The following is a 26,814-nucleotide window of genomic DNA, read 5'->3' as shown; positions in this document are numbered from 1 at the left end:
CACAATTCGCTCGATTTGGTCCCGGGAAATCCCGGGGGAATTGCCCAGTTTTCGCGGCCAGGAGGGGCCATAACGGGGGTTGGGCCAGTGGCCGCGAAAACTGGGCATGTCCCACGGGATTTCCCGGGACCAAAGAGTGCGATTCGGGGCACACTCAAATGTCGGGTAAACTTACTGACGGCCCCTCATGTGGCGTCATCCTGTTGAACTCCCCCAGGACCGGAAGGTAGCAAGGGTAAATGGGCTCTGGCGGGTGCATGAGGGGTCTTTTATGTCTGTGCCGATTGGTAGGGTTTAGCTGTGACTGTTACTACCGCTCTTTACCGTAGATACCGCCCTGATTCGTTCGCGGACGTTATCGGGCAGGAACACGTCACCGAGCCGCTCATGACGGCCCTGCGCAAGAACCGTGTGAACCACGCCTACCTCTTCTCGGGCCCCCGCGGCTGCGGTAAAACCACTTCCGCCCGCATCCTGGCCCGTTGCCTGAACTGCGCCGAGGGCCCCACGGACACCCCCTGCGGGAAGTGCCCCAGCTGCGTCGAACTCGCCCGCGGCGGCTCCGGGTCCCTCGACGTCATCGAAATCGACGCCGCCAGCCACGGCGGTGTGGACGACGCCCGCGACCTTCGCGAACGGGCCACGTACGCCCCCGTCCGAGACCGCTACAAGATCTTCATCATCGACGAGGCCCACATGGTCACCTCCGCCGGCTTCAACGCGCTGCTCAAGATCGTCGAAGAACCGCCGGAACATATCAAGTTCATCTTCGCCACCACGGAGCCGGACAAGGTCATCGGCACCATCCGCTCCCGCACGCACCATTACCCGTTCCGCCTCGTGCCGCCGGAACCGCTCATGGCCTACCTTGAACTGCTCTGCGCGCAGGAAAACGTCCCCGTGGCGCCGGGCGTGCTCTCGCTCGTCATCCGGGCCGGCGGCGGCTCCGTGCGCGACTCGCTGTCCGTCCTGGACCAGCTCATGGCGGGCGCCGGCCCCACCGGCCTGGACTACGAACTCGCCGTCGCGCTTCTGGGGTACACCCATGCCTCCCTGCTGGACGACGTCGTGGAGGCCGTGGCCGCGTCCGACGCCGCCACCGTCTTCCGCGCGGTGGACCGCGTCATCCAGACCGGACATGACCCCCGCCGGTTCGTCGAGGACCTGCTCGAACGCTTCCGGGACCTCATCATCGTCCAGGCGATGCCGGAAAGCGCCCAGTCAATCCTTCGCGGCATGCCCGCGGACCAGATCGCACGCATGCAGAACCAGGCGCACAACCTGGGCGCGGCCGAGTTGTCCCGGGCGGCGGACGTCACCAACACCGCCCTGACCGAGATGACCGGGGCCACCTCGCCGCGGCTGCACCTCGAACTGCTGTGCGCCCGAATCCTGCTGCCGTCCGCCGAGCAGACCGAGCGCGGAATTGCCGCCCGGATCGACCGGGTGGAACGCCGCCTGAACTACGCCGGGAACGACGTCGGGTCCCCCGCAACGGCGCCTCCCGCTCCGGCGCCGTTGGTTGCGGCGCCATCGGCTCCTGTGCAGTCCGTTACTGCGCCGTCCGCTTCGGCACCATCGGCTCCTGTGCAGACCGCTTCGGCACCCGCGGTTCCTGCCGTGGCCGGTCCGGCGGCCCCGGCACCCGCAACTCCGGCTCCTGCCGCCGTCCCCGCAACTGTCCCTGCCCCTGCCGTGGCTCCGGAGCGCGAGACGGAACCGGCCAGGGCATCACTCACGCCGCCGCGCGTCAGCACTAGTGACTGGCCCGTCGACGAGCCCGCCGGGGCGGACCGGGCACCCTCCGGGAAGGCTCCGGCCCCGCAGGCGTCCGCGCCGACGCAGCCGGCTCCAGCGCCAGCGCCAGCGGCCACGGCACAACCCGTTCCGACTCCTTCCGGACACAATGCGTCCGTCCCATCCGCGCCGGTCCGCACCCAGCAGCCCCCCGCGCCAGCGCCGGTGACGGCACCGGTCGCCGGCTCCGGGCCCGACGTCGAGGTCCTCCGCCGCGCCTGGCCGGAGATCCTGCAGACGCTGACCAAGATCAAGCGGAGCACGTGGGCCCTCGTCGAACCGAATGCCCAGGTGGGCCACTTCGAGGACCATGTCCTGACGCTCGCGTTCACCACCTCCGGGCTGGCCGGCGCGTTCGGCCGCGCAGACCACTCAGAGAACCTGCGGCAGGCGATCCACAAGACCATCGGCATCGAATGCCAGATCAATGCCGTGGCCAGTGGAAGCAACAGCGCAGCGAGCTCTGAGCCAAACCCAAAAGTACCCGTTAGCCGGGACGTCCCGGCCGCGTCCACTGACGCTGACTGGGGGCTGCCCCCGGCCGCCGCCCCGGCGCAAACCGGGTCACCGCAGCCAGCGCCCGCCCCGGCAGCTGTTCCGGTCATTCCGGCTGCTCCGTCACTCGCGCATCCGGCGGCTCCGGCTCCCGCGCCGCAGACCGCTCCAGTCCAGGCAGCCGACTCCCCTGCCCCGGCAGCGTCCGCTCCCGAGCGGCCCTCCGCCCCGGCGCCGGCAGTCGCAGCGGCCGGCGAGCAGCCGGCCGGGCCGCCGGAGACCGCCGGATCCTACGCCTACCCCGACGACGACTGGGGACCCCCGCGCGACGAGGACGCTCCGCCGCTCGACGAAGAACCGCCTATGGACTGGGACCCGTCGACCCCGGCCGTGGTGCGTTCCGCCCGGCCGGCCGCCGAGCCCGCACCCTCCCGCCAAAGGAAGGCCGCGGCAGGGCGAGCAAGCACGGCCTCTCAGGAGTCCCCGGCCACTGTCCCGATTCCCCAGGCGCCGGACGCCGCCAACGACCCGTGGGCCCGTGCAGTTGAAGCGGCTCCCGGAATCTGGGCCGTCGGGACAAGTTCCAATGTCGGGAGCTACCCGCCGGAGGAGTCGGTGTCACCCGAGCCGACGCCGGAGCCGGAACCGCCGCACTACGAACCCGCGGCGGCCCAGGTCCCGCACTACGCCGCAGCAGTGTCGTCATCCGCCGCCTATGAGCCAGTGGTGTCCGCGTCGAACGGCTGGGGAGACTCCGCCGAGTTGGTGCCGGCCGGTGCTGCAGCCGCTCCAGCCTCGGCAAGCGCTGCGCCCATCGCCGCGCCCGCCATACCCGCTGCTCCAGTCTCGGCAAGCGCTGCGCCCGTCGCCGCGCCCGCCCTTTCACCAGTTACTGCCCCTGAAGCTCCGGCCGCGTCGAACCCGACGGCGCGGCAAAGCCTCTACCAGCGGCTGTCCAACAGCCCGGAAGCCGAGGCCGGACGGGCCAAGGCTCCGGCCCGGGCCGCAACCACCACCTACGTCCAGGACATCCCGAGCGCTGACGACGAAACGATCGAGGAATCGGGCGTATTCGGACGGGCCGCCGTCGAACGCATCCTGGGCGGAAAGCTGGTTGAAGAGCGGTCACTGGACGGAAGTCCGCTGCCGCCGCGCTTCTAACCTCCCCGTCGGGCCCTCCGCCCGTCATCACCCCAAACGAACGAGGACATTGTGTACGAAGGTGCAGTTCAAGAGCTGATTGACGAGCTCGGACGCCTTCCCGGAGTCGGGCCGAAATCCGCGCAACGGCTAGCCTTCCACATCCTCGAGGCGGACCCGCAGGACATGAAACGGCTCGTGGACGCCATCACCATGGTCAAGGAACGGGTGAAATTCTGCACGGTCTGCGGCAACGTGACGGAGCAGGAGCTGTGCAACATCTGCCGCGACCCCCGCAGGGACCCCTCGATCATCTGCGTCGTCGAAGAATCCAAGGACGTCCTCGCCGTCGAACGCACGCGTTCGTTCCGCGGCCGGTATCACGTGCTGGGCGGGGCGATTAACCCCATCGCCGGCATCGGCCCGGAGCAGCTCCGGATCCGCGAACTCCTCACCCGGCTCAATGACGGCGCCATCCAGGAAATCATTATCGCCACGGACCCCAACCTTGAGGGCGAGGCCACGGCGACCTACCTGGCGCGCATGCTCAAATCGATTGGCATCGCCGTCACCCGGCTGGCCTCGGGCCTGCCGGTGGGAGGCGACCTCGAGTACGCCGACGAGGTCACCCTGGGCCGTGCCTTCGAGGGCCGCCGCAACGCGCTGAGCTGAGGAGACGCGCCAATGTCCCGACCGGCCCCGATCCGCACGGAACGCCTGGTGCTGCGTCCTGTCGCAATCGAAGATGCGACGGCCGTCCTCCGGTTTCGCGGCGATCCAGTGGCCACACAATATCTGTCCCACGATCCCCTGAGTCCCACGGAGAACTTCGCCAGACTGGTTCAGCTGGTCGAGGCCGCTGAATCGTCCGGCGTGGATTGGTTCAACTTCGGCTGGGCCATTGAGCTCCGCGAGACGGGCGAGGTCATTGGTGAGGGACGGACGTGGAACTCGGCAGAGCCGCCGGCGCCGGGCAGGATACCCGCCGACTGCGGGAGCCTCGGCTATGTTCTCCATCCCGACCACCACGGTCGCGGCCTGGGCCGCGAGGCGGCAGGTGCCCTGGTCAGCTGGCTTTTCGAACAACGCGGAACACAAACTGTGTTCGCCGGCGTCTATGAGCCCAACCTACCCTCCAGCCGGCTCTTGGCGGGCCTGGGCTTCCGGCAGGACCGCCACTTCACGTCACTAGAGGACACAACGGTCAAGAACCTTCCGTCTTGGCGCTACAGACTGGACCGGGCCACATAACCCACCGGAGCCCCAACCGCCGCTAACCGGGTACGCCGCCGTCGCGCCTGGATCCCGTCATGGAAATGCCCAGCCTGCACGCCCAGCGGTGGACATACTGCCCTTATGTCCATCCTTCGACACCACCGGGGCACATGTCCCCGCCGGGCAGGGGAACATGCCCGCTCCTCGTCCCCGGCGCCGGGCATGTCCGGTGGACCGGCTACGGGACTGTCTGGCATTTGGTCACAATTCAGCAACCGCGTGGTCGCGGCGATAAACTGGGCTAAGAAGTTACGCCGTCGCGCCGTTTGGTTGCTTGGCCCATAACCCCGATGATCCAGTGAGGGTGCGCGCATGAGTTTGCCCACTACAGAAGTCCACCCCGGACCGCAGCCGCAGGGGCTGCCCGTTTCCGCCGCCCCCACGAAGCACCTTGTGGTGAAGAAGTTCGGCGGCTCCTCGGTGGCGGATGCCGAGGGCATCAAGCGCGTGGCCCGGCGGATCGTGGATGCCCAGCACGCCGGCGACGAAGTGGTTGTGGTGGTGTCCGCCATGGGCGACACCACCGATGAACTCCTGGACCTCGCCGCGCAGGTCACCGACTCCGCCCCCGCCCGGGAAATGGACATGCTCCTTTCCGCCGGCGAACGCATTTCGATGGCCCTGCTCGCCATGGCCATCAACAAGTTCGGTTCCTCGGCCCAGTCCTTCACCGGATCCCAGGCCGGCATGATCACCGACGGCATCCACGGCAAGGCACGGATCATCGACGTCGACCCGCACCGCATCCGCACTGCCCTGGATAAGGGGCATGTTGCCATCGTCGCGGGCTTCCAGGGCATGAGCCGCACCACCAACGAAGTCACCACGCTGGGCCGCGGCGGCTCGGATACGACGGCGGTGGCCCTCGCCGCCGCCCTCGACGCCGACGTGTGTGAGATCTTCACCGACGTCGACGGAATCTACACCGCCGATCCCCGCGTTGTTCCCTCCGCCCGCAAGATCGACCGGATCTCCAGCGAGGAAATGCTCGAACTGGCCGCATCCGGGGCCAAAATCCTGCACCTGCGCTGCGTGGAGTACGCACGGCGTTTCGGTGTGCCGCTGCACGTCCGTTCCTCATTCAGCCAGAACGAAGGCACCTGGGTCCTGCCCGGCGCCGACGACAAGATCACAACCCAAGAGGGAGTTGCCTTGGAGCAGCCAATCATCTCCGGCGTCGCACACGACCGCTCCGAGGCCAAGGTCACGGTCGTCGGGGTTCCCGATATCCCCGGCAAGGCTGCTGCGATCTTCCAGGTCATCGCTGATGCGCACTCGAACATCGACATGATCGTCCAGAACGTCTCCACCCACGGCACCGGCCGGACCGATATTTCCTTCACGCTGCCGATCGTCGAGGGCGCCGACGCCCTGGCCGCCCTGCACGCCGCACAGGACCGGATCGGCTTCGAGAGCATCGAGTACAACGAGCAGATCGGCAAGCTGTCACTGATCGGTGCCGGCATGCGCTCCCACCCGGGCGTCTCTGCACGGTTCTTCGCCGCGCTCTCGGAGGCCGGCATCAACATCAACATGATCTCCACGTCCGAGATCCGGATTTCCGTCGTGACACACGCGGACCTTCTCGACGACGCCGTGCGCGCCATCCACAAGGCCTTCGACCTGGACAGCGAGGACGAGGCCACCGTCTATGGCGGTACCGGCCGCTGAGCCACCCCGTGAGCACCGGGAGCTGACTGGAAAAGGGAGCGGCCTGGGCCGCTCCCTTTTCCATGCCCTCGCGGGCCGTTGTTCAGACTTCCTCTTTCGGGAGGTCTTCTTTTCGGACCGCGTAGTGATGTCCCTGCGAGTCGGTCTCGACTTCAAAACCGGCGAGGTCCGTCTCTGACGCGTATTCGAAGTCGTCACGTTTGTGCACAACCGGCGCGGCGTAGTCTCCCCGCGAGGCAGGTCCGAAAAGGAAGCGCGCCCAAGAGGACGGGTGCAGATGCTGCCTTAGTGCAACTTTCTTCAGTGCACGTGCCACAATTCCCACCCCCTCTCCAGCCCCTAGGTCACACGGAACGGCTGCAGCCAAGTGCTGGCACCGGTGCCAGTGCCCTCATTTTACGCCCGGCGCCGGGAAAAGGCATGGGCTCCCTCGGCCGGAATCGCGGCCGGGCGCCGCTCAGCGCAGTGACTTGTCCTCGGGGTTGCGCGGCACAACATAGGTGCTGCCGTCGGGGCGGTGGAGTGTCTCCCACTGCTGGGTTTCGGCTTCGCGCTGGGCCAGCAGCTGCCGGTTCTGCTCGGTCATCTCGTGCCCGAGGGAACTGCGGTTGGCCGGACCGAAAATCATCCGGAGCTTGCCCATTGAACGCATGAACCTCTGCGAGGCGTTTTCGGTGCTTTCCTTGCCCATCACTATCCACTCCTGAGAACGAGACGTTCCTATCAGTGTACGCTAATGATTAGTGCACTAACTATCGACGGAGGACCCCGTGACGGATGTGACCGACGGAACCCAGGACGACCTCCTGCTGGAACACCAACTGTGCTTCGCGCTCACGGTGGCCTCCCGCAGTGTCGTCGGCGCATACAAACCGGTACTGGACAGGCTCGGGCTAACCCACCCCCAGTACCTCGTGATGCTGTCCCTCTGGGAATCCAGCCCCCGGTCCGTCCGCGACATCAGCGACGCCCTCGCCCAGGAACCGGCAACAATTTCGCCCCTGCTGCGCCGTCTGGAAGCGGGCGGGTTCATCACGCGCCAGCGGGTGCCCGGCGACGAACGGACCCTCGCCGTTGGACTGACCCCGCAAGGCGCCGCGCTGCGGAAGCAGGCCACCGCCGTTCCCGGCACCATGATGGACCGGCTGGGCCTGACGCGTGAACAAGTCCAGCAACTGCATGCTTCCATGATGGACTTGATTGCGGCCACGAAGACCGGCGCCGACGGGCCGCCCCGGCGGTAGACTGGGCACAACACAGGAGGACTGCTGATGCGCAAGCAACTGAGCCACGCGGCGCTCGTTCTGATCGCGGTAGCCACACTGGCCGCCTGCACACCGGGTGGCGGCGGAGCCCCCTCGTCGTCGGCCCCGGCTCCCGGTCAGACCGAAGGGACGGGCACCCCCTCGCCGGACACTGAGACTAAGAGTCCGGCGCCCCCGCCTTCTGCTTCGGCCGTGCCCTCGGGCCCCGGGGAGGGCAACGCCGAACTCGCAATCATGGTCAAACCGTCCGAGACCGGCAAACCCACGAACTTCACGCTCGTCTGCCAGGATGGCGTCCCTGCGGCCGAGAGCCAGCACCCCGACGCCGCCGCAGCCTGCCTCGCGCTGAAGCGCAACACGGCGCTGGTCAGTCCCGGCCCGCGCCCAACGGACCAGCCCTGCACCCAGCAGTACGGCGGCCCGCAGCAGGCCACGGTAACCGGCGTCGTGGACGGCATCCCGGTCGAGTCGAACTTCAGCCTGACAAACGGCTGCGAGATCGCTGAGTGGAATGCGGCCAAGGTTGTCCTCGGCTCAAGCGGCGGAGCTGTCTAAGCTGCAACATCTCCTGCAGGAAGACTGGCTGCCGCGCCAGGCCGATCATCAAGCGCGTGTCCGGCGCTACGCGGACCCGTACCTCGCGCGCCGGTCGGCGGGCAAGAAGCACCCCGTCGAGGACTTCCTCTTCACGTACTACACCCAGAAACCGGGCCAGCTGATGCGCTGGCACCCCGGTGCCGGCGTCGTGCTCTCCGGTGCCGCCGCGGCGGAGCGCGCCGGTTGGAAGCATTACCGCATGCCCGACGCCGGCGAACTCGCCGCCGTCGGGTTGCCGGCCGGCACCACGGCCGTCACGGTCGACGTCGAAACGTTCGTGCGCGACCGCCGGGAGGCCCTGCAGTTTGCCGGGATCATCCTCGCCGGAACGGCGGCGCGGCCCGCCCAGTTCGGCTGCTTCGGGCTGCACGAATGGGCCATGGTCTACCGGCAGGACAAGTTCGAGCTCCGGCACGAGTACCTCCAGCTGCGGCTCGGCGCCGAACGGACTGACCGGGTGGTCGAGGAGAACAGGATCCGCTGCTCGCACTTCGATGCCTTCCGGTTCTACACTCCGGACGCCGTGCCGCTGAACAGCCTGGAGCCGAGCCGGGAAACCCAGCGGACCATGGAACAGCCGGGGTGCCTGCACGCCAACATGGACCTGTACAAGTGGGCCTACAAGCTCGCGCCGCTGCTCCCCAGCGAGCTGGTGATGGACTGCTTTGAACTCTCCTGGCGCATCCGGGCCATGGACATGCAGGCTTCCCCCTACGACTTGAACGAGTGGGGCTATCCCGCAATCCTGATCGAGACGCCCGACGGCAAAGCCGAGTACGTCGAACACCAGCGCGCTTTTTCCGCCGAATCGCAGGAACTGCGGCAGCGGCTGCTGCGGGAACTCGCGCCCTGGCTCGAGGCGGCGGCGTCCAGCCCGGTCGCTGCTCCCGACAGCACGGAAGGACCGCAATGACAGACAGTCTCAGCCTCCACGACATCGATCTCACCATCCGCCTGACGGAGGCCCCCGGCGCCCCGGAATACGTGTTCCGGCTGACGGCCAGCGGCGGCGCCCTCGCCGAGGGGTGCACGCTGCCGGATTCGCCGGCCGCCCTGGAGGCGGTCAGCCGGCACGGGGAGGACATCTTCTTCCCCCAGCCCGGCCCGCCCAAGTTGTGCACCCAGCAGTATGGAGGTCCGCAGGTGGCCGTGGTGACCGGCTGGTTTGATGGCCGGGAAGTCAACAGCCAGTTCAGCCGCACCGACGGTTGCGAGATCGCCCGCTGGCGCACCATGGCACCGCTGCTGGGCGGGGTGGCAGGTTCCACCGGCGCGGTCTAGGACGAACAGACAGGCGACAGCTGCCAGCCGCAAGACTGCTGAACAGGATTCAGCCCGGACGGCACTGGCCCCAGGCTTAAAAGCAACGGCCGGCGGTGGAAACCGCCGACCGTTGCTTTTGTTGTTGCTTTGAGAGTCGGGTGCTGCGCCTAGATGGCGTTGTTCGGGCCGGCCAGCTCCTCGTTCTGGATCTTGCCCTGCTCCTTCTTCACCTTCTTGCCCTTTTCCTTCTTCTCCTTCTTGTCCTTCTTACCGTCGTCGCCGCTGTTACCGGGACCGTCGTTGCTGTCCTGGTCCTCGGACGTCGGCGGAACCACGACTGTGCCGGACGTGGTTACCAGCACGCTGACGAAGGTCGGCTCACTGGCCCCGGCGAAGGTCACCCGGCCGATGTACGAGCCAACCGCTAGGCTCTTCCAGTTCATCGTGACGACGCCGGACTTGCCGTTGGCGAGCCGCAGCGGGTTGGGCGTCAGCGTCGCGTTGCCGACGTTGGCGCCGAGGATTGCTGCATCCACGCTTGCCTTGGTGGCCTGGCCGTTCGGGCTGTCGTAGAGGTGCACGAAGATCCGGTAGGTTCCCGGGGCCGGGTTCGGAATTGAAAGTGATTCACTCGCGGACGACGTCGCAACCTGGATCAGCTGGTTGGCCGGGTTCACCACGTACATGTCGAAGTCGGCATTCGGGTCCGCAGAGTAGACCGAGAGCTTGGCCAGCGGGCTGCCGGCCGGAACCTGGACGGTCTTGGCGTAGTTCGAGGCATTGGTGGCCCCAAGAACGCCCGGACCGGGAACCAGTTCAATGGCCGAGGAATCCGCCTTGGACAGGCCGTCCAGGGTCATGTTGATCGGGTTGTTGGTGCCCGAGACAACCTTGAGCTCACCGGAGCCGGTGCCGCCCTCGGAAGTGAAGGCAACGTCCTTGGCCGTAACCACCGACTGCGGGCGGACCGCGATCGGAGAGGTGACGTTCTTATTCGCACCCTGCCAGGTCAGCGAACCCATGGCGAACTTGCCCAGGGCTGCGTTTTGGTTTTCGAAGGAGACCTTGAAGGTCTTCTTCTCGCCGGCGGTGCCGAAGGTCAGGATCGACGGGGTCACGGTGACCTTGACACCGGGGACGTCCGTCTTGGCCCGGTAGGTGCCCGGGGTCAGCGCCGTCAGCGTGCGGGTGACCTCGATCCTGCCGGTCAGGTTGCCCAGCGAGAAGGAGGGAACGTTCATGTCGCGTGCCTTGGTGGTGCCCAGGCCTGGCATGCCGAGATCGACCCCGGTACCTTGGATGAACTTCAGGTAGTCATCGCCATTGGCGTCGTAGACCAGGCCCGGATCCAGCACGCGGGCCGGGTCGACCTGCCCTGCGCCGGTGGCGAGGACATCGGTGTTCTTGCTGCCGTCGGCGTTCTTGACGTCACCAGCGGTGGTCATCATCGCGGACTTGACCGTCGCCGGGGACCAGTTCGCGTTCTTGCCGAGAATCAGCGCACCGAAGCCGGCTACGTGCGGGGCGGCCATGGAGGTACCCGACATAAAGCCAAAGTTGTCCCCGCCGGTCCCGATCGGCGATACGCCGGCCAAGACCGCCACGCCGGGCGCGGCAACGTCGGGCTTCAGCAGGTCGGATCCGGTTGCCAGCAGCGGGCCGCGGGAAGAGAATCCTGCGATCTGCGGCTGGGCCTCAAGCGGAAGCCCGGTGGTGTCCTTGTTGACCAGGGAAACGGTGATTGCCGGGTTGGCCGTGACCTTGGCCTTGATGGTCTCCGTGGCCGGCGGGTTCACGTGGACGGTGGGAATGGAGTGCTTGTCCGTGTCCAGCGAGGAGTTGCTGAGATTCACCAGGATCATGCCGACGCCGCCGCCGCGCTTGACTTCGGCGCTCTTGGCGACGCGGTCAAAGACGCCGCGGTCACACACGACCACCTTGCCGGCGACCTTGGCGGGGTCCAGTGTGTCCGGACCACACAGGGCAGCATTCGCATCGCCTGCAGTCGCCGCCGCGTTGGCAGCCAGCACGACGCCGGCACCCTTGACCTCGCGGTTCATGATGCTTGCTCCGCGGAACTTGCTGCCGTCGGAGAATTCGACGGTGCCCTGGAGCTCTTGGGAGAAGCTGCTGGCAGCGACCGTGGTGACCCACGGCGCGCCGTGGTTGACGGTGCTGGCCGTCGGACCGGAGTTGCCAGCCGAGGCTGCCACGAAGATTCCGGCCGAGGCCGCTGACAGGAACGCCATGGAGACCGGGTCCGTGGTGGTGGACGTGGACCCGGAGATCGAGTAGTTCAAGACATCGACGCCGTCGACGATGGCCTGGTCGATTGCGGCAACCGACGAGGAGCTGTAGCAACCGCCGGTGTTGGGGTCGGTATCTTCCCAGCAGACCTTGTAGACGGAGAGCTTGGCCGCCGGGGCGATCCCGCTCGTGAGGCCGAAGCTGCGGCCGTCAACGAACGTCTCGACGTTGGCGTTGCCCACTGCGGTGCTGCCCGTGTGCGTTCCGTGGCTGGCGACGTCGACCGGGGAGATCTTCTCGATCGGGGAACGCTTGTCCGCCGGAACGTACTTGAGGAAGTCCTCGGCGAAGTAGTGCGCCGAGAGGACCTTGGAGTTGCAGGCAGAGCCGTCGAAGTCCGCGCCCGTGCCTTCGCCTTTCTGGCATTCCCCGATGAACGTGTCGCCGTCAGACTTGAGCATCGCAATCTTGCCGTCGTCGGTGCGGTAGGGAACACCGACAACGGGATCACCGACCAGGGGCTTAACTTCTTCGCCGGCGAAGAAGGCGCTGGACGGGGTGTAGCCGGTGTCGATAACACCGACGACGACGCCCTTGCCCGCGTTCTTCTGGCCGCCGAACTTCGTGTTCCAGGTGCCGTTGGGGCCGCTGAGCTTCAGGAAGTCGGTGCTGGAGTAGTCGGGCGCGTTTTCCGTGTCCGGGGCAACGATGAGCACGCCGGGGTCCTTGGCGAGCTTGATGGCCTGATCCGCCGTCAGGCTGGCGCTGAAGCCGTTGACGGCTGCCGTGAACTGCCGCTTGATCTGGACGTTCTGCTGGCCTGCGACGTCGGCCTGTTTCTTTTCGAGGTACGCCTCGTACCGCTTTACCTCGGTCTTGTTGGTGTCGAGCTTCTTGCCCGATTTCGGCTTGGTGGCCGCGAATCCGGGATTCCCGCCGTCATACGTGGCCGCCGGCTTGTCAGCCAGGACAACGATGTAGCGGCCGTCCTTGTAGCTGTTTGGATCCAGATTCTTCTGGGCAATCCCCGCCACGGTGGATCCCTGCGACGGTGCCGCGGTGGCGGGTACGATCGCGGCTGTTGACAAGAGAACCGGCAAGCCCAGGGTCAGTGCCACGGCCCTCCGGAGTCCCCCGCTTCGAAGGAAGCTCTTTCCTGGTGATTTCACGTGTGGTTGAACCTTTCATAAGGAACGGTCCCGACGTTGCTGCCGGGTCAAAGGACTGGCAGGACAGAAAGGAGCTGAGACTCTCACGGCCCCGACGGATACCAGCCGATTCATACAGTACAGACTGAGAGCCAGATATGACATAGGCCACAATGGGGAAATCAAAATTTGTCACACACTTCGACAGGAACCGGGGAACCGGGAGCGTCGGATGGGCGCAGGCGGCCCGGCGGCGCGCCGCCGCACGCGGGAGAAAGGCCGCCCGGCCGCACGCGGGAGAAAAAGCCGCGCCCGGTCGATTGCCCGCGAGTCGACTACCGGCGGGGCGTTACCGGCGGGGCGTCCTGACAACTTCGCTGATCCAGGCACGGGTCTTCTCATCGAGCGGACCGGCCACGTTGCTTTCCCGGGCCTTACGGTCCGCTTTGATCTTCTGCAGGACCATCCGCCCGAGGCCCGCGAAAACGGCAGCGGCAACAACGGGCAAAAGCACGGATTTCGATTTCTCAGCCATAAGCACATGCTACTGACGGGGCTCCGGGGTGACCATAGCGTCGTCGCAGGCCACCCCGTGTGTGGGGGCTGTTCGGCGGGGCGCGCTGCCGGCCCGACGGCCCCGGAGGCGGGCGGGCAGCGTTCATACTCCCGGCCGGATGCGGCCGGACGCGCCGCGGCCGGTAGAATGGGCATGCAAGCTCGCGGAGCGCCCTTTCACGCTGTAGCCCTCACCACACAGCGGACCGGCGTGAGACGGCACCACTCCGCTGCGCCCTTACCCAATGCTCACGCACAGGAGTTGCCGGATGCCCCGGATCGTTGTCGACGTCATGCCCAAGCCCGAGATTCTCGACCCGCAGGGGAAGGCCATCGTGGGTGCGCTCCCCCGGTTGGGCTTCACCGCGTTTAGCGCCGTCCGCCAGGGCAAGCGCTTTGAACTCACAGTTGACGGCGAGGTGACCGAGGAGATCCTGGCCCAGGCCCGGAACGCCGCGGAGACCCTCCTGTCCAATCCGGTCATCGAGGACGTCGTCAACGTCGAGGTCGTCGAGGCCTGACATGACTGAACTCCCCCTGATCGGCGAGGCCGTCGCCGTTGCCGCGCACCCGCAACTCGCTGGCGCCAAGATCGGCGTTGTCACTTTCCCCGGCACCCTGGACGACCGCGACGCCGTCCGCGCCGTGCGCCTCGCCGGCGCCACGCCCGTGGCCCTCTGGCACGCGGACACCACGCTCGGTGACGTCGACGCCGTCGTCATTCCCGGCGGTTTCTCCTATGGCGACTACCTCCGTGCCGGCGCCATCTCCCGGTTCGCACCGCTGATGTCCAAGATCATCGACGCCGCCAACTCGGACGCCAGGCTGCCCGTGCTGGGCATCTGCAACGGCTTCCAGATCCTCACCGAGTCGCACCTGCTGCCGGGCTCCATGATCAAGAATGACCACTTGAAGTTCATGTGCCGCGACCAGGTCCTGCGGGTGGAGAACAACACCACCGCTTGGACCGGGGACTACGCCGTCGGCCAGGAAATCACGGTGCCGTTGAAGAACCAGGACGGCCAGTACATCGCGGACGAGAAGACCCTGGACGCCCTGGAGGCGGAGGGCCGCGTGGTGTTCCGCTACGTCGGCTGGAACCCGAACGGCTCCCGCCGCGACATCGCCGGCATCGCCAACGCCGCCGGCAACGTGGTGGGCCTTATGCCGCACCCGGAGCACGCCGTCGAGGCAGGTTTCGGCCCGGAAGACGGCTCCGGCACCGAGGGCCTCGGCTTCTTCACCTCTGTCCTGAACAAGATCGTGGGAGACAACAAATGACGGAGACGTCAGCGGGCCGGACGGCCGGCACCGCCACCGAGACCAAGAAGTTCAACATCGACACCGTCGAGAACGCGGCGAGGACCCCGGACGTCGAACTCCCCTGGGCCGAACTGGGCCTGAAGCAGAACGAGTTCGACGAGGTGGTCAAGGTCCTGGGCCGGCGCCCCACCGGCGCCGAGCTCGCCATGTACTCCGTGATGTGGAGCGAGCACTGCTCCTACAAATCCTCGAAGAACCACCTGCGCCAGTTCGGCGACAAGGTCACCGACGAGATGAAGAAGGACATGCTGGTGGGCATCGGCGAAAACGCCGGCGTCACCAACCTGGGCGACGGCTGGGCCGTGACCTTCAAGATCGAGTCCCACAACTCGCCGTCGTTCGTGGAGCCCTACCAGGGTGCGGCGACCGGCATCGGCGGCATTGTCCGCGACATCATCTCCATGGGCGCCCGCCCGGTGGCTGTGATGGATCCGCTGCGCTTCGGCGCCATCGACCACCCGGACACTGCCCGCGTTATGCACGGCGCCGTGGCCGGCATCGGCGGCTACGGCAACTCCCTGGGCCTGCCGAACATCGGCGGCGAAATGGTCTTCGACTCGGTGTACCAGGGCAACCCGCTGGTCAACGCCCTGGCCGTCGGTGTCATGCGGCACGAGGACATCCGGCTGGCCAACGCCTCCGGCAAGGGCAACAAGGTGGTGCTGTTCGGCGCCCGCACCGGCGGCGACGGCATCGGCGGCGCCTCCGTCCTGGCCTCCGAGTCCTTCGACGACACCAAGCCGTCCAAGCGCCCGGCCGTCCAGGTGGGTGACCCCTTCGCCGAGAAGGTCCTGATCGAATGCTGCCTTGAGCTGTTCAAGGGTTCCCTGGTTGAGGGCATCCAGGACCTCGGCGCCGCAGGCATCTCCTGCGCCACGTCGGAGCTTGCCTCCAACGGCGACGGCGGCATGGAAGTCGAGCTGACCTCCGTCCTGCTCCGCGACCCCACCCTGACCCCGGGCGAAATCCTGATGTCCGAGTCGCAGGAACGCATGATGGCCGTCGTCACCCCGGAGAACATTGCCGCGTTCGAAGCTGTGATGGACAAGTGGGCCGTGGAGTACTCCTGGCTGGGCGAGGTGACCGATACCGGCCGCCTCATCATCACGTGGGAAGGCGAAGTCATCGTCGACGTCGACCCGCGCACCGTGGCCCACGACGGTCCGGTCTACGACCGCCCGTACGCGCGCCCCGAGTGGCAGGACGCCGTGCAGGCCGATGTCTTCACCGGGTCCGTGCAGGACGCCGGCCGCCCCTCTGCCCCCGCCGAGCTGGCCGCCGCCATCACCGAACTCGTCGCCTCACCGAACATGTGCAGCAAGTCCTGGATCACCAACCAGTACGACCGCTACGTCGGCGGCAACACCGCCATGGCGTTCCCGGACGACGCCGGCGTGGTCCGGGTGGACGAGGAAACCGGCCTGGGCGTGGCCCTGGCCACCGACGCCAACGGCCGCTACACCTACCTCGATCCGTACCACGGCGCGCAGCTGGCCCTGGCCGAGGCGTACCGCAACGTCGCCACCTCCGGCGCCGTGCCGATGGCCGTCAGCGACTGCCTGAACTTCGGCTCCCCCGAGGACCCCGACGTGATGTGGCAGCTGGCCGAAGCCATCCGCGGACTGTCCGACGCCTGCATGGTGCTGGGCATCCCGGTCACCGGCGGCAACGTCTCGCTGTACAACCAGACCGGCACCACCCCCATCCACCCCTCCCCCGTGGTGGCCGTGCTCGGCAAGTTCGACGACGTCGCGCGCCGCACGCCGTCGGGCTGGAAGGAAGACGGCCAGGCCATCTACCTGCTCGGCACCACCGCGGCGGAACTGGACGGCTCGGAATGGTCCAACATGCGCGGACATCTTGGCGGCCTGCCGCCCAAGGTTGACCTCGCCGCCGAACGCGAGCTGGGCGAGATCCTGATCAACGCCTCACGCGACGGCATGGTGGACTCCGCGCACGACCTCTCCGAAGGCGGCCTCGCGGCAGCCCTCGTGGAGTCCTCGCTGCGTTACGGAGTGGGTGCCCGGATCGCGCTCCAGGACGTCCTGGACCGCGACGGCGTGGACCTGTTCACGGCGCTGTTCTCCGAGACGCAGGGCCGGGCCATCGTGGCTGTGCCCCGTTCCGAGGAGATCCGTTTCAAGGACATGTGCACCGCCCGCGGCTTCGCGCACCTCCGGATTGGCGTGGTGGACGCCGAGGGCGGAACGCTGGAGATCAACGGCGTCGAGACCATGAACCTGGACGCGCTCCGCGAAGCCCACGAGGCCACCCTGCCGAAGTACTTCGGCTAGTCCTCACCCCCAGACAACGCGGGGTCACTTGCCGCCCATAAATCCCCTCGGGATGGGCGGTAAGTGGCTCCGCGTTGCTTTTAGTCGTCGCTGCGGAGTTCGCGCTGACGGGCGCTGAGCAGTTCCAGTTCCGGCCGCGCCGCGACAAAGCGTTCGACGGCGGCAAGCACCTCGATCAGATGCGACCGGTCCGCCGCGACGAGACCGACGCCGATCACAGTGCGCCGGTACTGGTCGTGCAGGCCGGCCTCTGTCACGGAGACGTCGAAGCGGCGCTTGAGCTCGGCCAGCACCGGGCGCACCACAGAGCGCTTCTCCTTCAGGCTGTGAACATCGCCGAGGAGGACATCAAATTCGATCCAGCCAATCCACATGCCCTCAGCGTACGCAACCGACGCCGGTCAGATGGTGAGTTCGCCCATCCGGTCCCAGCCTTCGCCGTCGAACTGGCGGCTGATGATCCGGGGCGTCTCCTCCAGGGCCTGCGGCATGTCCGCCATGGCCTGTTTGAAGTGTGCGCTGTTGACGTGGTCCCCGGCGGCGTCGTCCTGGAAGGCCTCGACCAGGACGAACTCGTTGGGGTCCTCCACGCTCCGCGACCAGTCGAACCAGAGATTGCCGGGTTCCTGGCGCGTGGCCCGGGTGAAGTCCTCCACGAGGCCCAGCCACCTATCGGACCAGTCCGGCTTTACTTTGAACTTGACGACAATGAAAATCACGGGGCTACGCCTTTCGTTGTGTGCGGTCGGTCAGTCCATTGTTTCACTTGGCGCAGCGACCGCCGGCGAAACGGCCGGCGCGGCAGGCTTCCCGGACACGGCGGCGAGGGAGTGCTCACACTCTGCGATCGCCTCCTGGGCCCGCACCAGCTGCTGTGGCGTGCCGACGCGTTCAGCCCATTGCTCCGCCAGTTGGAATTCCACCAATGCCTCGGTGAAACGCCCGGCCTCGTGCAACGTCCAGCCGAGGTTGTTGTGCAGCGAGACCATCCAGCGTTTGGTCCGCGGATCGTGCACCGTGGAGGCATACTCCAGGGCGCTGCGGGTCCAGGTTTCGGCGTGGGCAGCGTCCGCGATGGCGAGCATATGCAGCGCATCAACGGCAAGGAATTCCTCGCTGAGATGGTCCGCGAGTTCGGCGGCCTGTTCGAAGAGCGGCACGGCCATTTCGGCGTGGCCGCTGGTGTTTAGCAGGCGTCCACGTTCCAGGAGCACCCGGACTGCCACGGTGGGCTCGTCGGCATCGATCGAATCCAGCAGGGCATCGGCTTCGTCGTAGCGGCCCTGCAGCCCGATGGCCCTCCCCAGCTGGGTGGCGAGCTCGGCCTGTTCGTCGGCGTCGTAGCTTTCATCACCAGCTGCCGCCCGGAATCGTGCTTCGGAGCCGGCGGGGTCATCGAAGTTCCACAGTTGGTCAAGGGATTTCTGTTCCAGCATGTACGTTCTCCTGATCAGCTTTCACCTGCGGCGAGTTGACGTGCCCCTTCAATGTATCGGGAAGTGATGTGCCGCTGCGCCGCCCGGGCCACGAAGCCGCCGGCTGTGTAGAACCAGTTGGAGTGCCTGCTGAAGGCGGTGATCGTCAGGAAAACCCGTCCCTCGGCGTCGATCTCCACTTCGAACGCCTCTTCGCCGCGCTCCGGATGACCAGGGAGCGTTCCGTAGCCGAACCCGGCGCTGTCCGGGCCGCCGCCGGGCGCGGGCCGGCGCACCCACACCACCTCGCAGGGCGCATTGATCCGGAAGGGCCCGACGCCGAATCCGCTCACCACCCGCGCTCCGGGAACCACGACGTCGGAGTCGGTGCGGACACGCAGCCCGGACCGCTTCTGTAGCTCCCAGGCAAGGATTCCCTCCGCCACCCGCCGATAAGCCTCCGGCCCGGCGCCGAGGTGCGTCCGGGACACGAGGCAGGGAAATCCCGCCGGAGCCTGGCCGTGCTCGGTGAAGCCAATCCCCGGATAGTTCAGCGCGCCCCGGGCGACGCGGCCGGCGCCAGGGTTACCGCTCATGCGCCTCCACCCCGGGCGAGCCCCGCCCAGCCCAGCTGCTCGCGTTGCTTCCGGCTCAGCGTGGCCACCACCAGATCATAGGAGTCCTCCACCATGTCCCGGATCATGTCATCCGGCAGCGAACCGTCCAGCCGGACCCCGTTCCAGTGTGTCTTATTCATATGCCAGGCTCCGGTGATTTCCGGATGGGCGGCGCGCAGCTGTTCGGCCAGGGCCGGTTCGCACTTCAGGCTGACCGCGAAATCATCCGGATCCATCGCGGACAGCGCAAACATCTTGGCTGCGTGGCCGGCGCCGCCGGCCACCGCGGCCCGCACCTTAAAGACGGACGTCTCCGGTCCGAACGGGAAGTCCTCGAAAGCGCCGGGAAAGCCGAGGCAGATTCCCCGGAGCGCAGTTACATCCATGATCCGAGCCTACTGGCCGGGGCGGACATGGTGCGTGGACCTCCCGGCTCCGCAGACGTGCGGTCAGAGGCCGAAGCGCCGGGCGTCCTGCGCCGGGCATGCGTTCATGATGACGTCGAGACCAGCGGCTTTCGCCCGGGCCGCCGCCGCTTCATCGATGACGCCCAGTTGCATCCAGACAGCCTTCGCGCCGACGGCGATCGCCTGGTCCACCACGGCCCCCACCTTGTGCGAATTCACAAAGCAGTCGACGACGTCGATCGGCTGCTTCTCCGCGGGGATGTCGGCCAGGGCTGCGTAGCCGGTTTCCCCGTGCACGGGATCGGCGGGGAGATTGACCGGGATGATCTCCATCCCGAGCCGGTCGCGGATGAACAGGGACGTGTCATAGGCGGCACGCCATTGATTCGTGGACAGGCCGACGATGGCCCACCGCCCCTTGGTGCGCATGAGTTTTTCGAGGACTGCCGGATCGTTGACGTGGGCCATGTGCACAGCCTATCCGCCGCGGCGTCTGGTCCCGGCCAGCGCCGGCGGGACCGCGCGTCACTGCACGCCGAACAATTGACTGACACGTCGCCGCTGAATTACTGACCGCCGAATATTACGCGACAAATCCCCGGAATTTGAGGAAATGCCCGCGATCCGTTTTAGTTGGGAAGGACCATCCCGAGCGGCCAAGAGACCTGGATCGATGAAGCCGCAGCAACCCTGACCGCAGGGTGCTACCGCCAGGACCGATGGAGTATCCCCATGACAACTGTCCTTTCCTCGCCCGCGCCCCAGACGGCCCCCGGCAGTGCTGCTGCCCCTGTCACCGAAGAGGAGCGGCTCACCTTCTGGGAGGCGGCCGCACTCCGGCTCGACTGGGAGGACGCGCCTGGGCAGGACAAACCGTGGCACACCACCCACCGCCGCGTCCCGGCCGACGTCGACGCCGGCATTGGACCGGACATCACCTGGTTCGAAGGCGGCAAGCTCAACGTCGCGTACAACTGCGTCGACCGCCATGTAGCGGCGGGACGCGGGGACCGGGTGGCCCTGTACTTCGAGGGCGAACCCGGCGACCGGCGCACCATCACGTACGCCGGCTTGCAGCGCGAGGTCTCCAAAGCCGCCAACGCCCTGCTGGACCTCGGGATCGGCAAGGGCGACCGGGTAGTCATCTACCTGCCGGTCATCCCGGAAACGGTAATCATCACCCTGGCCGCGGCCCGCATCGGCGCCATCCACTCGCTCGTCTTCGGCGGTTTCTCCGCGGAAGCGCTCAAGTTCCGGGTGGAGGACACCCGCGCCAAGCTGCTGGTCACCACCGACGGGCAGTTCCGCCGCGGCGCCGCCGTGCCCGTCAAGGACAACGCGGATGCGGCCGTCTCCGGGGACAACGCCATCGAGCACGTCCTGGTGGTCAACCGCACCACGGCGCCGGACCTGCTCGACACCGTCCCGATGACCGCGGGCCGCGACGTGTGGTGGCATGACGCCGTCGGGCGGGCCCCGGACGTCCACAAACCTGAGCCGTTTGACGCCGAGACGCCGCTGTTCATCATGTACACCTCGGGGACCACCGGCAAGCCCAAGGGCCTGGTCCACACCTCGGGCGGCTACCTGACGCAGGCGTCCTGGAGCTTCGAGCACCTCTTCAGCAACCCCGACCCGGCGCTCCGGGACCAGGACGTCCACTGGTGCACGGCGGACCTCGCCTGGGTCACGGCCCACACCTACGAGCTGTACGGCCCGCTGTCCAACGGCGCCACCCAGGTGATCTTCGAGGGCACCCCCAACACCCCGCACCCGGGCCGGCACTTCGAAATCATCGAACGCTACGGCGTGACGCAGTACTACACCGCGCCCACCCTGGTGCGGTCGCTGATGGGTTGGTTCCCGGACGGCGTCCCGGCGAGTTACGACCTCTCCTCCATCCGGCTGCTCGGCACGGTCGGCGAGGCCGTCAACCCCGAGGCGTGGCGCTGGCTCCGGGAAAACGTCGGGGCCGGCACCGCCCCTGTGGTGGACACCTGGTGGCAGTCCGAAACCGGCGCCACCGTCCTCTCCCCCGCCCCGACGGACACGGAGTTCAAGCCCGGCTGCGCGGCCCGGCCCCTGCCCGGCGTCGGCACGCGGATCGTGGACGACGCCGGCACCACCGTGCCGCCGGGCGTCCAGGGCTTCATCGTGGTGGACGCCCCCGGCCCCGCAATCGCCCGCACCGTATGGGGCAACCCGCAGCGGTACTTTGACTCGTACTGGCGCAAGTACGCCGCCCAGGGCTGGTTCCTCGCCGGTGACGGCGCCAAGTACGACGACGACGGCGACATCTGGATCCTCGGGCGGGTGGACGACACTCTCAACGTCTCCGGGCACCTGCTCTCCACGATCGAGATCGAATCGGCCCTCGTCGCGCACCCGGACGTGGTGGAGGCCGGCGTGTGCCCGGTCGCTGACCCGAAGACCGGCCACGCCATCGTCGCGTTCGTCGTCCTGAAAGGTTCGGCGGCTACCGAGGACATCGCGTCCGAATTGAAGGCTCACGTGGCGAAGGCGATCGGGCCGATCGCGAAGCCGCGGGCCGTCGTCGTCGTTCCCGATGTGCCGAAAACGCGCAGCGGCAAGATCATGCGCCGGCTGCTGACCCAGCTGTTCGAAGGAACCACCCTCGGGGACACCACCTCGCTCCAGAACGAACCATCCATCGCGGACATCCAGGATGTCCTGCGGTCCCGTTACACCCAGAAGTAAGGAACTCTCATGACTGACATCAGCAACGTCGCCCGTCTTTCCGAACCGCTCAAGTTCGCGTACTGGGTTCCGAATGTCTCCGGCGGCCTGGTGGTTTCCACCATCGAACAGCGCACCGGCTGGGACTTCGAGTACAACAAGAAACTGGCCCGGATCGCGGAGAACTCCGGCTTCGAATACGCCCTCACCCAGACCCGCTACGCCGCTTCCTACGGCGCGGACAAGCAGCACGAGGCCACCTCCTTCAGCCTCGCCCTGCTGGCCGCCACCGAGCGGCTCAAAGTGATTTCCGCCGTCCACCCGGGCATGTGGCACCCCGGCGTGCTGGCGAAGTACATCATCACCGCGGACCACATCTCCAACGGCCGCGCCGCCGTGAACATCGTCTCCGGCTGGCTGAAGGACGAGTTCACCAACTTCGGCCTTGAATGGCTGGAGCATGATGAACGCTACGTCCGCACCGAGGAGTTCATCAAGGTCCTCCGCGGGCTCTGGACCGAGCAGGAGTACAGCCAGTCCGGCAAGTATTACAACATCAACAACTTCACCCTGAACCCGGCTCCGGTGGACGTGCCGGGCCGGGCGCACCCGGAGATCTTCTTCGGCGGGAACTCCACCGCCGCGCAGGCCACGGCCGGGCGCGTGGCGGACTGGTACTTCTCCAACGGCAAGGACCTGGAAGGCTTCAAGGAGAACATCGCCGGCGTCGTCGCCGCTTCTGGTGAGACCGGGCGCGGAACCAGCGGCGCCTTGCCCGCCCTGAATTCCTCCCACCTCCCCAGCCCGCGTTTCGGCCTCAACGGCTTCGTCATTGCCCGCGATACCGAAAAGGAAGCCCGGGACACCCTCCGCGAGATCGTCGCGAAGGCGCACAAGCCCGCCGTCGAGGGTTTCCGCGCGGCCGTCCAGGAAGCCGGCGCGTCCACGAAGGACGGCAAAGGCATGTGGGCCGATTCGAGCTTCGAGGACCTGGTCCAGTACAACGACGGCTTCAAGACCCAGCTGATCGGCACGCCGGAGCAGATCGCCGAGCGGATCGTGGAGTACAAGAAGATCGGCGTGAACCTGTTCCTCACCGGCTACCTGCACTTCCAGGAGGAGGTGGCCGCGTTCGGCCGGGACATCCTGCCGATCGTCCGCGAACTCGAAGCGGACCTCGCCCGCAAGAACGGCACCGAACTCGACCTGTCCGGCACCCCGGCCGGTTCAACCGCCGGGCTGGTGAACGCGTAATGGCGGACCGCACGTTCGGTTTCCGCACCCGCGCCCTGCACGCCGGCGGCACGCCCGACGCCGAGCACGGCGCCCGGGCCGTGCCCATCTACCAGACCACCTCCTTCGTGTTCAAGGACACCCAGGACGCCGCCAACCTCTTCGCGCTGCAGAAGTACGGCAACATCTACTCCCGGATCGGCAACCCCACGGTGGCCGCGTTCGAGGAACGCATCGCCTCCCTGGAGGGTGGCATCGGCGCGGTGGCGACGTCCTCGGGCATGGCCGCGGAATTCATCACATTCGCCGCCCTGACGCAGTCCGGGGATCACATCGTGGCCGCCTCCCAGCTCTACGGCGGCACGGTGACCCAGCTCGACGTCACCCTGCGGCGCTTCGGCGTGGACACCACTTTCGTCCCCGGCACCGACCCGGCGGACTACGCCGCCGCGGTCCGGGAGAACACCAAAGCGATCTTCGTCGAAGTGGTGGCAAACCCGTCGTCGGAAGTCCAGGACCTGGAGGGGCTGGCACAGGTGGCGCGCGACGCCGGCATCCCCCTCGTCGTCGACGCCACGTTGAGCACCCCGTACCTCGTGCGGCCCATTGAGCACGGGGCGGACATTGTGATTCACTCCGCCACCAAGTTCCTCGGCGGGCACGGCACCACGCTGGGCGGGGTGATCGTCGAAAGCGGCCGTTTCAACTGGGGTAACGGCAAGTTCCCCACAATGACCGAACCGGTGGCCTCCTACGGCAACGTCTCCTGGTGGGGGAACTTCGGCGAGTACGGTTTCCTGACCAAGCTCCGCTGCGAGCAGCTGCGCGACATCGGCCCCGCCCTCTCCCCGACCTCCGCGTTCCAGCTCCTGCAGGGCGTGGAAACCCTCCCGCAGCGCCTGGACGAGCACCTCAGGAACGCCCAGGCTGTGGCGGAGTGGCTTGAAGCGGATGAGCGGGTGGCCTACGTGAACTTCTCCGGCCTGCCCTCGCACCCGCACTTCGAGCGGGCCCGGAAGTACCTGCCGTTGGGACCCGGCTCCGTGTTCTCCTTCGGCGTGAAGGGTGGCCGTGCCGCGGGACAAAAGTTCATCGAGTCCCTGCAGCTGGCCTCGCATCTGGCCAACGTTGGCGACTCGCGGACCCTGGTGATCCACCCCGGTTCCACGACCCACCAGCAGCTCACCCCGGAACAGCTCGAATCCGCAGGTGTCCCCGAAGACCTCGTCCGCATTTCGATCGGGCTGGAAGACATCGAGGACATCCTCTGGGACCTCGACCAGGCTTTGGACGCCGCGTCGGAAGCGCCGAATGAGTCTGAAAAATCCGCCCCGGCCGACCTGCCGGCGGACACCTGCACGATCGGAGCAAACGTATGAGCACCGAGGAAACCCGGACCTGGACCGGCCCGTCCGCGCCGGAGCGGCTGGCCCTGTTGCGGCAGGCTAAATCGATCGCGATTGTGGGCGCCTCGGATAAACCCTCCCGGGCGAGCTACTTCGTGGCGACCTACCTGCAGTCCTCCACGCGCTACAAGGTCTATTTTGTGAACCCGGTGGTGAAGGAGATTCTGGGCGAGCCGACGTATGCCTCCCTCGCGGACCTGCCGGAAAGCCCGGACATCGTAGACGTCTTCCGCAAGCACGACGACCTTCCGGGGGTCCTGGACGAAGCCATCGCGGCCGGTGCCGGGACGCTGTGGCTGCAGCTGGGCTCGTGGCACGAGGATGTCGCGAAAGAAGCCGAAGCCGCCGGACTCGACGTCGTGATGGACCGCTGCGTGAAGATTGAGCATGCCCGTTTCCACGGCGGCCTGCACCTGGCAGGGTTCGACACCGGCGTCATTTCCTCCAAGCGGCAGGTGCTGGCCTAGCTCCCCCGGCGACGCTCCCGGACTGCCGCGGGCGTGTCCGGGTTGACCGGCTCCCGAATTCGCGGGTTACGTGCGGGGTCGCCGTAACCCGCGAATTCGCACGTTACCGGCGAACCGGACGGGCTAGCGAGCTGGGAGCGTGGGCAGCTCGACCGGAAGGGTCGGCTCCGGCAGCGGATTCGCGGGAAGGACCCGGTCCCCGCCCCGGCCGGGAAGACCTGGCACCCCGGGCGTGACCGGACGGTGGGGCGGTGTCGGAAGGATTCCGCCGCGGCCAATAGCGGGCGGAGTGGCAGCGGGCGTCCGGGGACCGGGAGTCGCGGATCCGGGACTTTCCGGAACGTTACCTGCCGTCGGCTGCGCGGTGGCGCCCGCCGCATTCGAGGGCGCGGGAGTTGCCGGAATGTCCGTCGGTGACGGCTTGGCAGGCTTCGGCGCCACGTCGGGCGTCTCGCCGGATGGCTGGAAGATGACGCCCACAGTGTGGTTGACACTGTCGCGGAAGTCCTCACTGGAGGCCGCGACTGCGCCCGCGCCGAGGGTCATGGCGCCCACAACTGCGCCCCCGACGATTGCCAGCCTGCGCTTCCGTCCGCGGCGCTCGGCGAGGCTCGAGACCCCGGCCGGCAGGGCTTCCTCAGTGTGATCGGGCGCGGTCGCGACAAGGGGCAACGCCGTTGTCGCGGCCGTCGGGACTGTCGCGGCAGCGGGGGCGCCGGCGGTCAGCAGCGCGGCGAGGTCGGCGCGGGGCGCGGGGGCCCGGTCCGGCACCAGGGCGCGGAGCTCCTCCAGAGAGCCGCGGAGCTCGGTGGATGATTCGAGTCCGGAATCGCGGAGCATCGCCTGGATGCTGCCATCCTGCTGGGGTTCGCGTGTTCCGGTCATGATGCTGCGTGGTCCTTTTCCGTGACGAGTTCGCGCAGGGCGCTGAGCCCGCGTCGTTGAAGCTGCTTGATGGCCCCCGGAGTCTTGTCCATGATGCCGGCCACCTGTTCGATGGAGAGGTCCGCGACGATCCGCAGGACCAGGACTTCCCGTTGCTCGTCGTTGAGTTGGGCGAGGAAATCCGTAATGCCACCCAAGGACCCCAGGGCCTCTTCCTCGGCGGAAGCGGCGTAGCGGGTGTCGTCCCGGGGATCGTATTCCGCCAGGTGGGGCGTGCGTTCTGCCCGCCGGTGGTGGTCTACCAGCCTGGCGTGTGCGATGGAGAAAATGAAGGTCCGCAGGCCGCTGTGACCGCCGGTGACCTTGGCCAGTTTCGGCAGGACATCGACGAAGACGTCCTGGGTCAGCGCCTCGGCATCGTCCACGCCGCGGGCCCGGAAGTAGCCGAGCACCGCGGGTGAAATGACCGTGTAGACAGCGCTAAATCCTGATGGCTCGCCAGCTAAGGCTGCTGACAATTCGTCATCGCTTAGCTGTTCTGCCAAGAGGCTGTCCTTCCGGTTACTGCTGGGGGTGCGGCCCCGGCAAGTCTAGCGGCCGCACCCCCGGTGCCTCCA

General features: G+C 67.2%; 27 protein-coding genes and 1 other RNA gene. 16 read left to right on the top strand and 12 right to left on the bottom strand.

The genetic code is table 11. The features are described 5' to 3' along the window. Positions 1–176 precede the first annotated feature (176 nt). The 5 genes from ffs to AC6EUH_RS17715 all read left to right on the top strand — a co-directional run bounded on the left by ffs (position 177) and on the right by AC6EUH_RS17715 (position 6,378). Positions 177–273: signal recognition particle sRNA small type (ffs, locus tag AC6EUH_RS17735), an RNA gene on the top strand. A 27-nt stretch (positions 274–300) separates the two neighbouring features. Further along, positions 301–3,453, top strand: coding sequence for a DNA polymerase III subunit gamma and tau (locus tag AC6EUH_RS17730; protein WP_499739441.1), 3,153 nt, complete (start codon positions 301–303; stop codon positions 3,451–3,453). Between the two features lie 51 nt (positions 3,454–3,504). Then, positions 3,505–4,104, top strand: coding sequence for a recombination mediator RecR (recR, locus tag AC6EUH_RS17725; RefSeq protein ID WP_499739440.1), 600 nt, complete (start codon positions 3,505–3,507; stop codon positions 4,102–4,104). Positions 4,105–4,116: 12 nt separating this feature from the next. Then, complete coding sequence (locus tag AC6EUH_RS17720) at positions 4,117–4,683, top strand: GNAT family N-acetyltransferase (RefSeq protein WP_499739439.1); 567 nt, start codon at positions 4,117–4,119, stop codon at positions 4,681–4,683. 336 nt (positions 4,684–5,019) lie between these two features. Beyond that, on the top strand, positions 5,020–6,378 hold the full coding sequence (locus tag AC6EUH_RS17715; RefSeq protein WP_499739438.1) for an aspartate kinase: 1,359 nt from the start codon (positions 5,020–5,022) through the stop codon (positions 6,376–6,378). A gap of 82 nt (positions 6,379–6,460) precedes the next feature. Here the strand turns inward: AC6EUH_RS17715 and AC6EUH_RS17710 are convergent, their stop codons facing one another. Both AC6EUH_RS17710 and AC6EUH_RS17705 read right to left on the bottom strand, forming a co-directional pair. Next, positions 6,461–6,655 carry a hypothetical protein gene (locus tag AC6EUH_RS17710; RefSeq protein ID WP_056429214.1) on the bottom strand — a complete coding sequence of 65 codons (195 nt, stop codon included), beginning with the start codon at positions 6,653–6,655 and terminating at the stop codon, positions 6,461–6,463. Positions 6,656–6,835: 180 nt separating this feature from the next. Continuing rightward, the gene (locus AC6EUH_RS17705) at positions 6,836–7,069 is read right to left on the bottom strand and encodes a hypothetical protein (RefSeq protein ID WP_056427627.1); all 234 of its coding nucleotides are present in this window, start codon (positions 7,067–7,069) and stop codon (positions 6,836–6,838) included. A gap of 79 nt (positions 7,070–7,148) precedes the next feature. On the opposite strand from AC6EUH_RS17705, the gene AC6EUH_RS17700 reads away from it, so the two are divergent. The 4 genes from AC6EUH_RS17700 to AC6EUH_RS17685 are packed head-to-tail and all read left to right on the top strand — an operon-like array spanning position 7,149 to position 9,521. Next, positions 7,149–7,622, top strand: coding sequence for a MarR family winged helix-turn-helix transcriptional regulator (locus AC6EUH_RS17700; protein ID WP_499739437.1), 474 nt, complete (start codon positions 7,149–7,151; stop codon positions 7,620–7,622). Between the two features lie 27 nt (positions 7,623–7,649). Next, the gene (locus tag AC6EUH_RS17695; RefSeq protein WP_499739436.1) at positions 7,650–8,198 is read left to right on the top strand and encodes a subtilase-type protease inhibitor; all 549 of its coding nucleotides are present in this window, start codon (positions 7,650–7,652) and stop codon (positions 8,196–8,198) included. After that, the gene (locus AC6EUH_RS17690; RefSeq protein ID WP_499739435.1) at positions 8,155–9,153 is read left to right on the top strand and encodes a 3-methyladenine DNA glycosylase; all 999 of its coding nucleotides are present in this window, start codon (positions 8,155–8,157) and stop codon (positions 9,151–9,153) included. The genes AC6EUH_RS17695 and AC6EUH_RS17690 overlap by 44 nt, the downstream gene beginning before the upstream one ends. Then, positions 9,150–9,521, top strand: a complete 372-nt coding sequence (locus tag AC6EUH_RS17685; RefSeq protein ID WP_499739434.1) for a serine protease inhibitor — start codon at positions 9,150–9,152, stop codon at positions 9,519–9,521. The genes AC6EUH_RS17690 and AC6EUH_RS17685 overlap by 4 nt, the downstream gene beginning before the upstream one ends. A gap of 149 nt (positions 9,522–9,670) precedes the next feature. Here AC6EUH_RS17685 and AC6EUH_RS17680 read toward each other — a convergent pair whose 3' ends face one another. Further along, a complete protein-coding gene (locus AC6EUH_RS17680) occupies positions 9,671–12,868 on the bottom strand; it encodes a S8 family serine peptidase (protein ID WP_499739433.1) in 3,198 nt (1,065 codons plus the stop codon). A 379-nt stretch (positions 12,869–13,247) separates the two neighbouring features. Next, positions 13,248–13,433, bottom strand: a complete 186-nt coding sequence (locus AC6EUH_RS17675; protein WP_056427640.1) for a hypothetical protein — start codon at positions 13,431–13,433, stop codon at positions 13,248–13,250. A 289-nt stretch (positions 13,434–13,722) separates the two neighbouring features. Here AC6EUH_RS17675 and purS point away from each other — a divergent pair, with 289 nt between their 5' ends. Genes purS through purL form a run of 3 tightly spaced genes read left to right on the top strand, consistent with a single transcriptional unit; the run spans position 13,723 to position 17,070 of the window. Further along, a complete protein-coding gene (gene purS / locus AC6EUH_RS17670) occupies positions 13,723–13,974 on the top strand; it encodes a phosphoribosylformylglycinamidine synthase subunit PurS (protein ID WP_056427643.1) in 252 nt (83 codons plus the stop codon). Position 13,975: 1 nt separating this feature from the next. Beyond that, on the top strand, positions 13,976–14,734 hold the full coding sequence (gene purQ / locus AC6EUH_RS17665; RefSeq protein WP_499739432.1) for a phosphoribosylformylglycinamidine synthase subunit PurQ: 759 nt from the start codon (positions 13,976–13,978) through the stop codon (positions 14,732–14,734). Next, positions 14,731–17,070, top strand: a complete 2,340-nt coding sequence (purL, locus tag AC6EUH_RS17660) for a phosphoribosylformylglycinamidine synthase subunit PurL (RefSeq protein ID WP_056427648.1) — start codon at positions 14,731–14,733, stop codon at positions 17,068–17,070. The genes purQ and purL overlap by 4 nt, the downstream gene beginning before the upstream one ends. An 80-nt stretch (positions 17,071–17,150) precedes the next feature. Here the strand turns inward: purL and AC6EUH_RS17655 are convergent, their stop codons facing one another. The 6 genes from AC6EUH_RS17655 to AC6EUH_RS17630 all read right to left on the bottom strand — a co-directional run bounded on the left by AC6EUH_RS17655 (position 17,151) and on the right by AC6EUH_RS17630 (position 19,977). Beyond that, the gene (locus AC6EUH_RS17655) at positions 17,151–17,444 is read right to left on the bottom strand and encodes a DUF503 domain-containing protein (protein WP_056427651.1); all 294 of its coding nucleotides are present in this window, start codon (positions 17,442–17,444) and stop codon (positions 17,151–17,153) included. A 27-nt stretch (positions 17,445–17,471) separates the two neighbouring features. Further along, complete coding sequence (locus AC6EUH_RS17650) at positions 17,472–17,789, bottom strand: putative quinol monooxygenase (protein ID WP_056427654.1); 318 nt, start codon at positions 17,787–17,789, stop codon at positions 17,472–17,474. Between the two features lie 30 nt (positions 17,790–17,819). Then, positions 17,820–18,506, bottom strand: a complete 687-nt coding sequence (locus AC6EUH_RS17645; protein ID WP_056427656.1) for a tetratricopeptide repeat protein — start codon at positions 18,504–18,506, stop codon at positions 17,820–17,822. 14 nt (positions 18,507–18,520) lie between these two features. After that, positions 18,521–19,081 (bottom strand): DUF1990 domain-containing protein, encoded by a 561-nt coding sequence (locus tag AC6EUH_RS17640; protein WP_056427659.1) that lies wholly within the window; start codon positions 19,079–19,081, stop codon positions 18,521–18,523. Beyond that, positions 19,078–19,488 carry an MmcQ/YjbR family DNA-binding protein gene (locus AC6EUH_RS17635; RefSeq protein ID WP_056427662.1) on the bottom strand — a complete coding sequence of 137 codons (411 nt, stop codon included), beginning with the start codon at positions 19,486–19,488 and terminating at the stop codon, positions 19,078–19,080. Before AC6EUH_RS17635 ends, AC6EUH_RS17640 begins: the two co-directional genes overlap by 4 nt. Positions 19,489–19,551: 63 nt before the next feature. Beyond that, complete coding sequence (locus tag AC6EUH_RS17630; RefSeq protein WP_056427665.1) at positions 19,552–19,977, bottom strand: CoA-binding protein; 426 nt, start codon at positions 19,975–19,977, stop codon at positions 19,552–19,554. A gap of 264 nt (positions 19,978–20,241) precedes the next feature. Here AC6EUH_RS17630 and acs point away from each other — a divergent pair, with 264 nt between their 5' ends. From acs to AC6EUH_RS17610, 4 genes are read left to right on the top strand one after another with little or no spacing between them, the layout of a single operon-like run. Then, on the top strand, positions 20,242–22,227 hold the full coding sequence (gene acs / locus AC6EUH_RS17625; RefSeq protein ID WP_056427668.1) for an acetate--CoA ligase: 1,986 nt from the start codon (positions 20,242–20,244) through the stop codon (positions 22,225–22,227). Between the two features lie 9 nt (positions 22,228–22,236). Further along, positions 22,237–23,460, top strand: coding sequence for a dimethylsulfone monooxygenase SfnG (gene sfnG / locus AC6EUH_RS17620; protein WP_056427671.1), 1,224 nt, complete (start codon positions 22,237–22,239; stop codon positions 23,458–23,460). Beyond that, positions 23,460–24,818, top strand: coding sequence for an O-acetylhomoserine aminocarboxypropyltransferase/cysteine synthase family protein (locus AC6EUH_RS17615; protein WP_056427672.1), 1,359 nt, complete (start codon positions 23,460–23,462; stop codon positions 24,816–24,818). The genes sfnG and AC6EUH_RS17615 overlap by 1 nt, the downstream gene beginning before the upstream one ends. Continuing rightward, a complete protein-coding gene (locus AC6EUH_RS17610; RefSeq protein ID WP_056427675.1) occupies positions 24,815–25,312 on the top strand; it encodes a CoA-binding protein in 498 nt (165 codons plus the stop codon). Before AC6EUH_RS17615 ends, AC6EUH_RS17610 begins: the two co-directional genes overlap by 4 nt. 123 nt (positions 25,313–25,435) lie before the next feature. Here AC6EUH_RS17610 and AC6EUH_RS17605 read toward each other — a convergent pair whose 3' ends face one another. Both AC6EUH_RS17605 and AC6EUH_RS17600 read right to left on the bottom strand, forming a co-directional pair. Continuing rightward, on the bottom strand, positions 25,436–26,197 hold the full coding sequence (locus tag AC6EUH_RS17605; RefSeq protein ID WP_056427677.1) for a hypothetical protein: 762 nt from the start codon (positions 26,195–26,197) through the stop codon (positions 25,436–25,438). Further along, positions 26,194–26,742 (bottom strand): RNA polymerase sigma factor, encoded by a 549-nt coding sequence (locus AC6EUH_RS17600; protein WP_056427679.1) that lies wholly within the window; start codon positions 26,740–26,742, stop codon positions 26,194–26,196. The genes AC6EUH_RS17605 and AC6EUH_RS17600 overlap by 4 nt, the downstream gene beginning before the upstream one ends. Positions 26,743–26,814 lie beyond the last annotated feature (72 nt).

The organism is Arthrobacter sp. 001422645 (genome assembly GCF_059816125.1).
The sequence above is the reverse complement of the archived record's forward strand: the minus strand, read 5'-3'. Positions and strand labels throughout refer to the sequence as shown.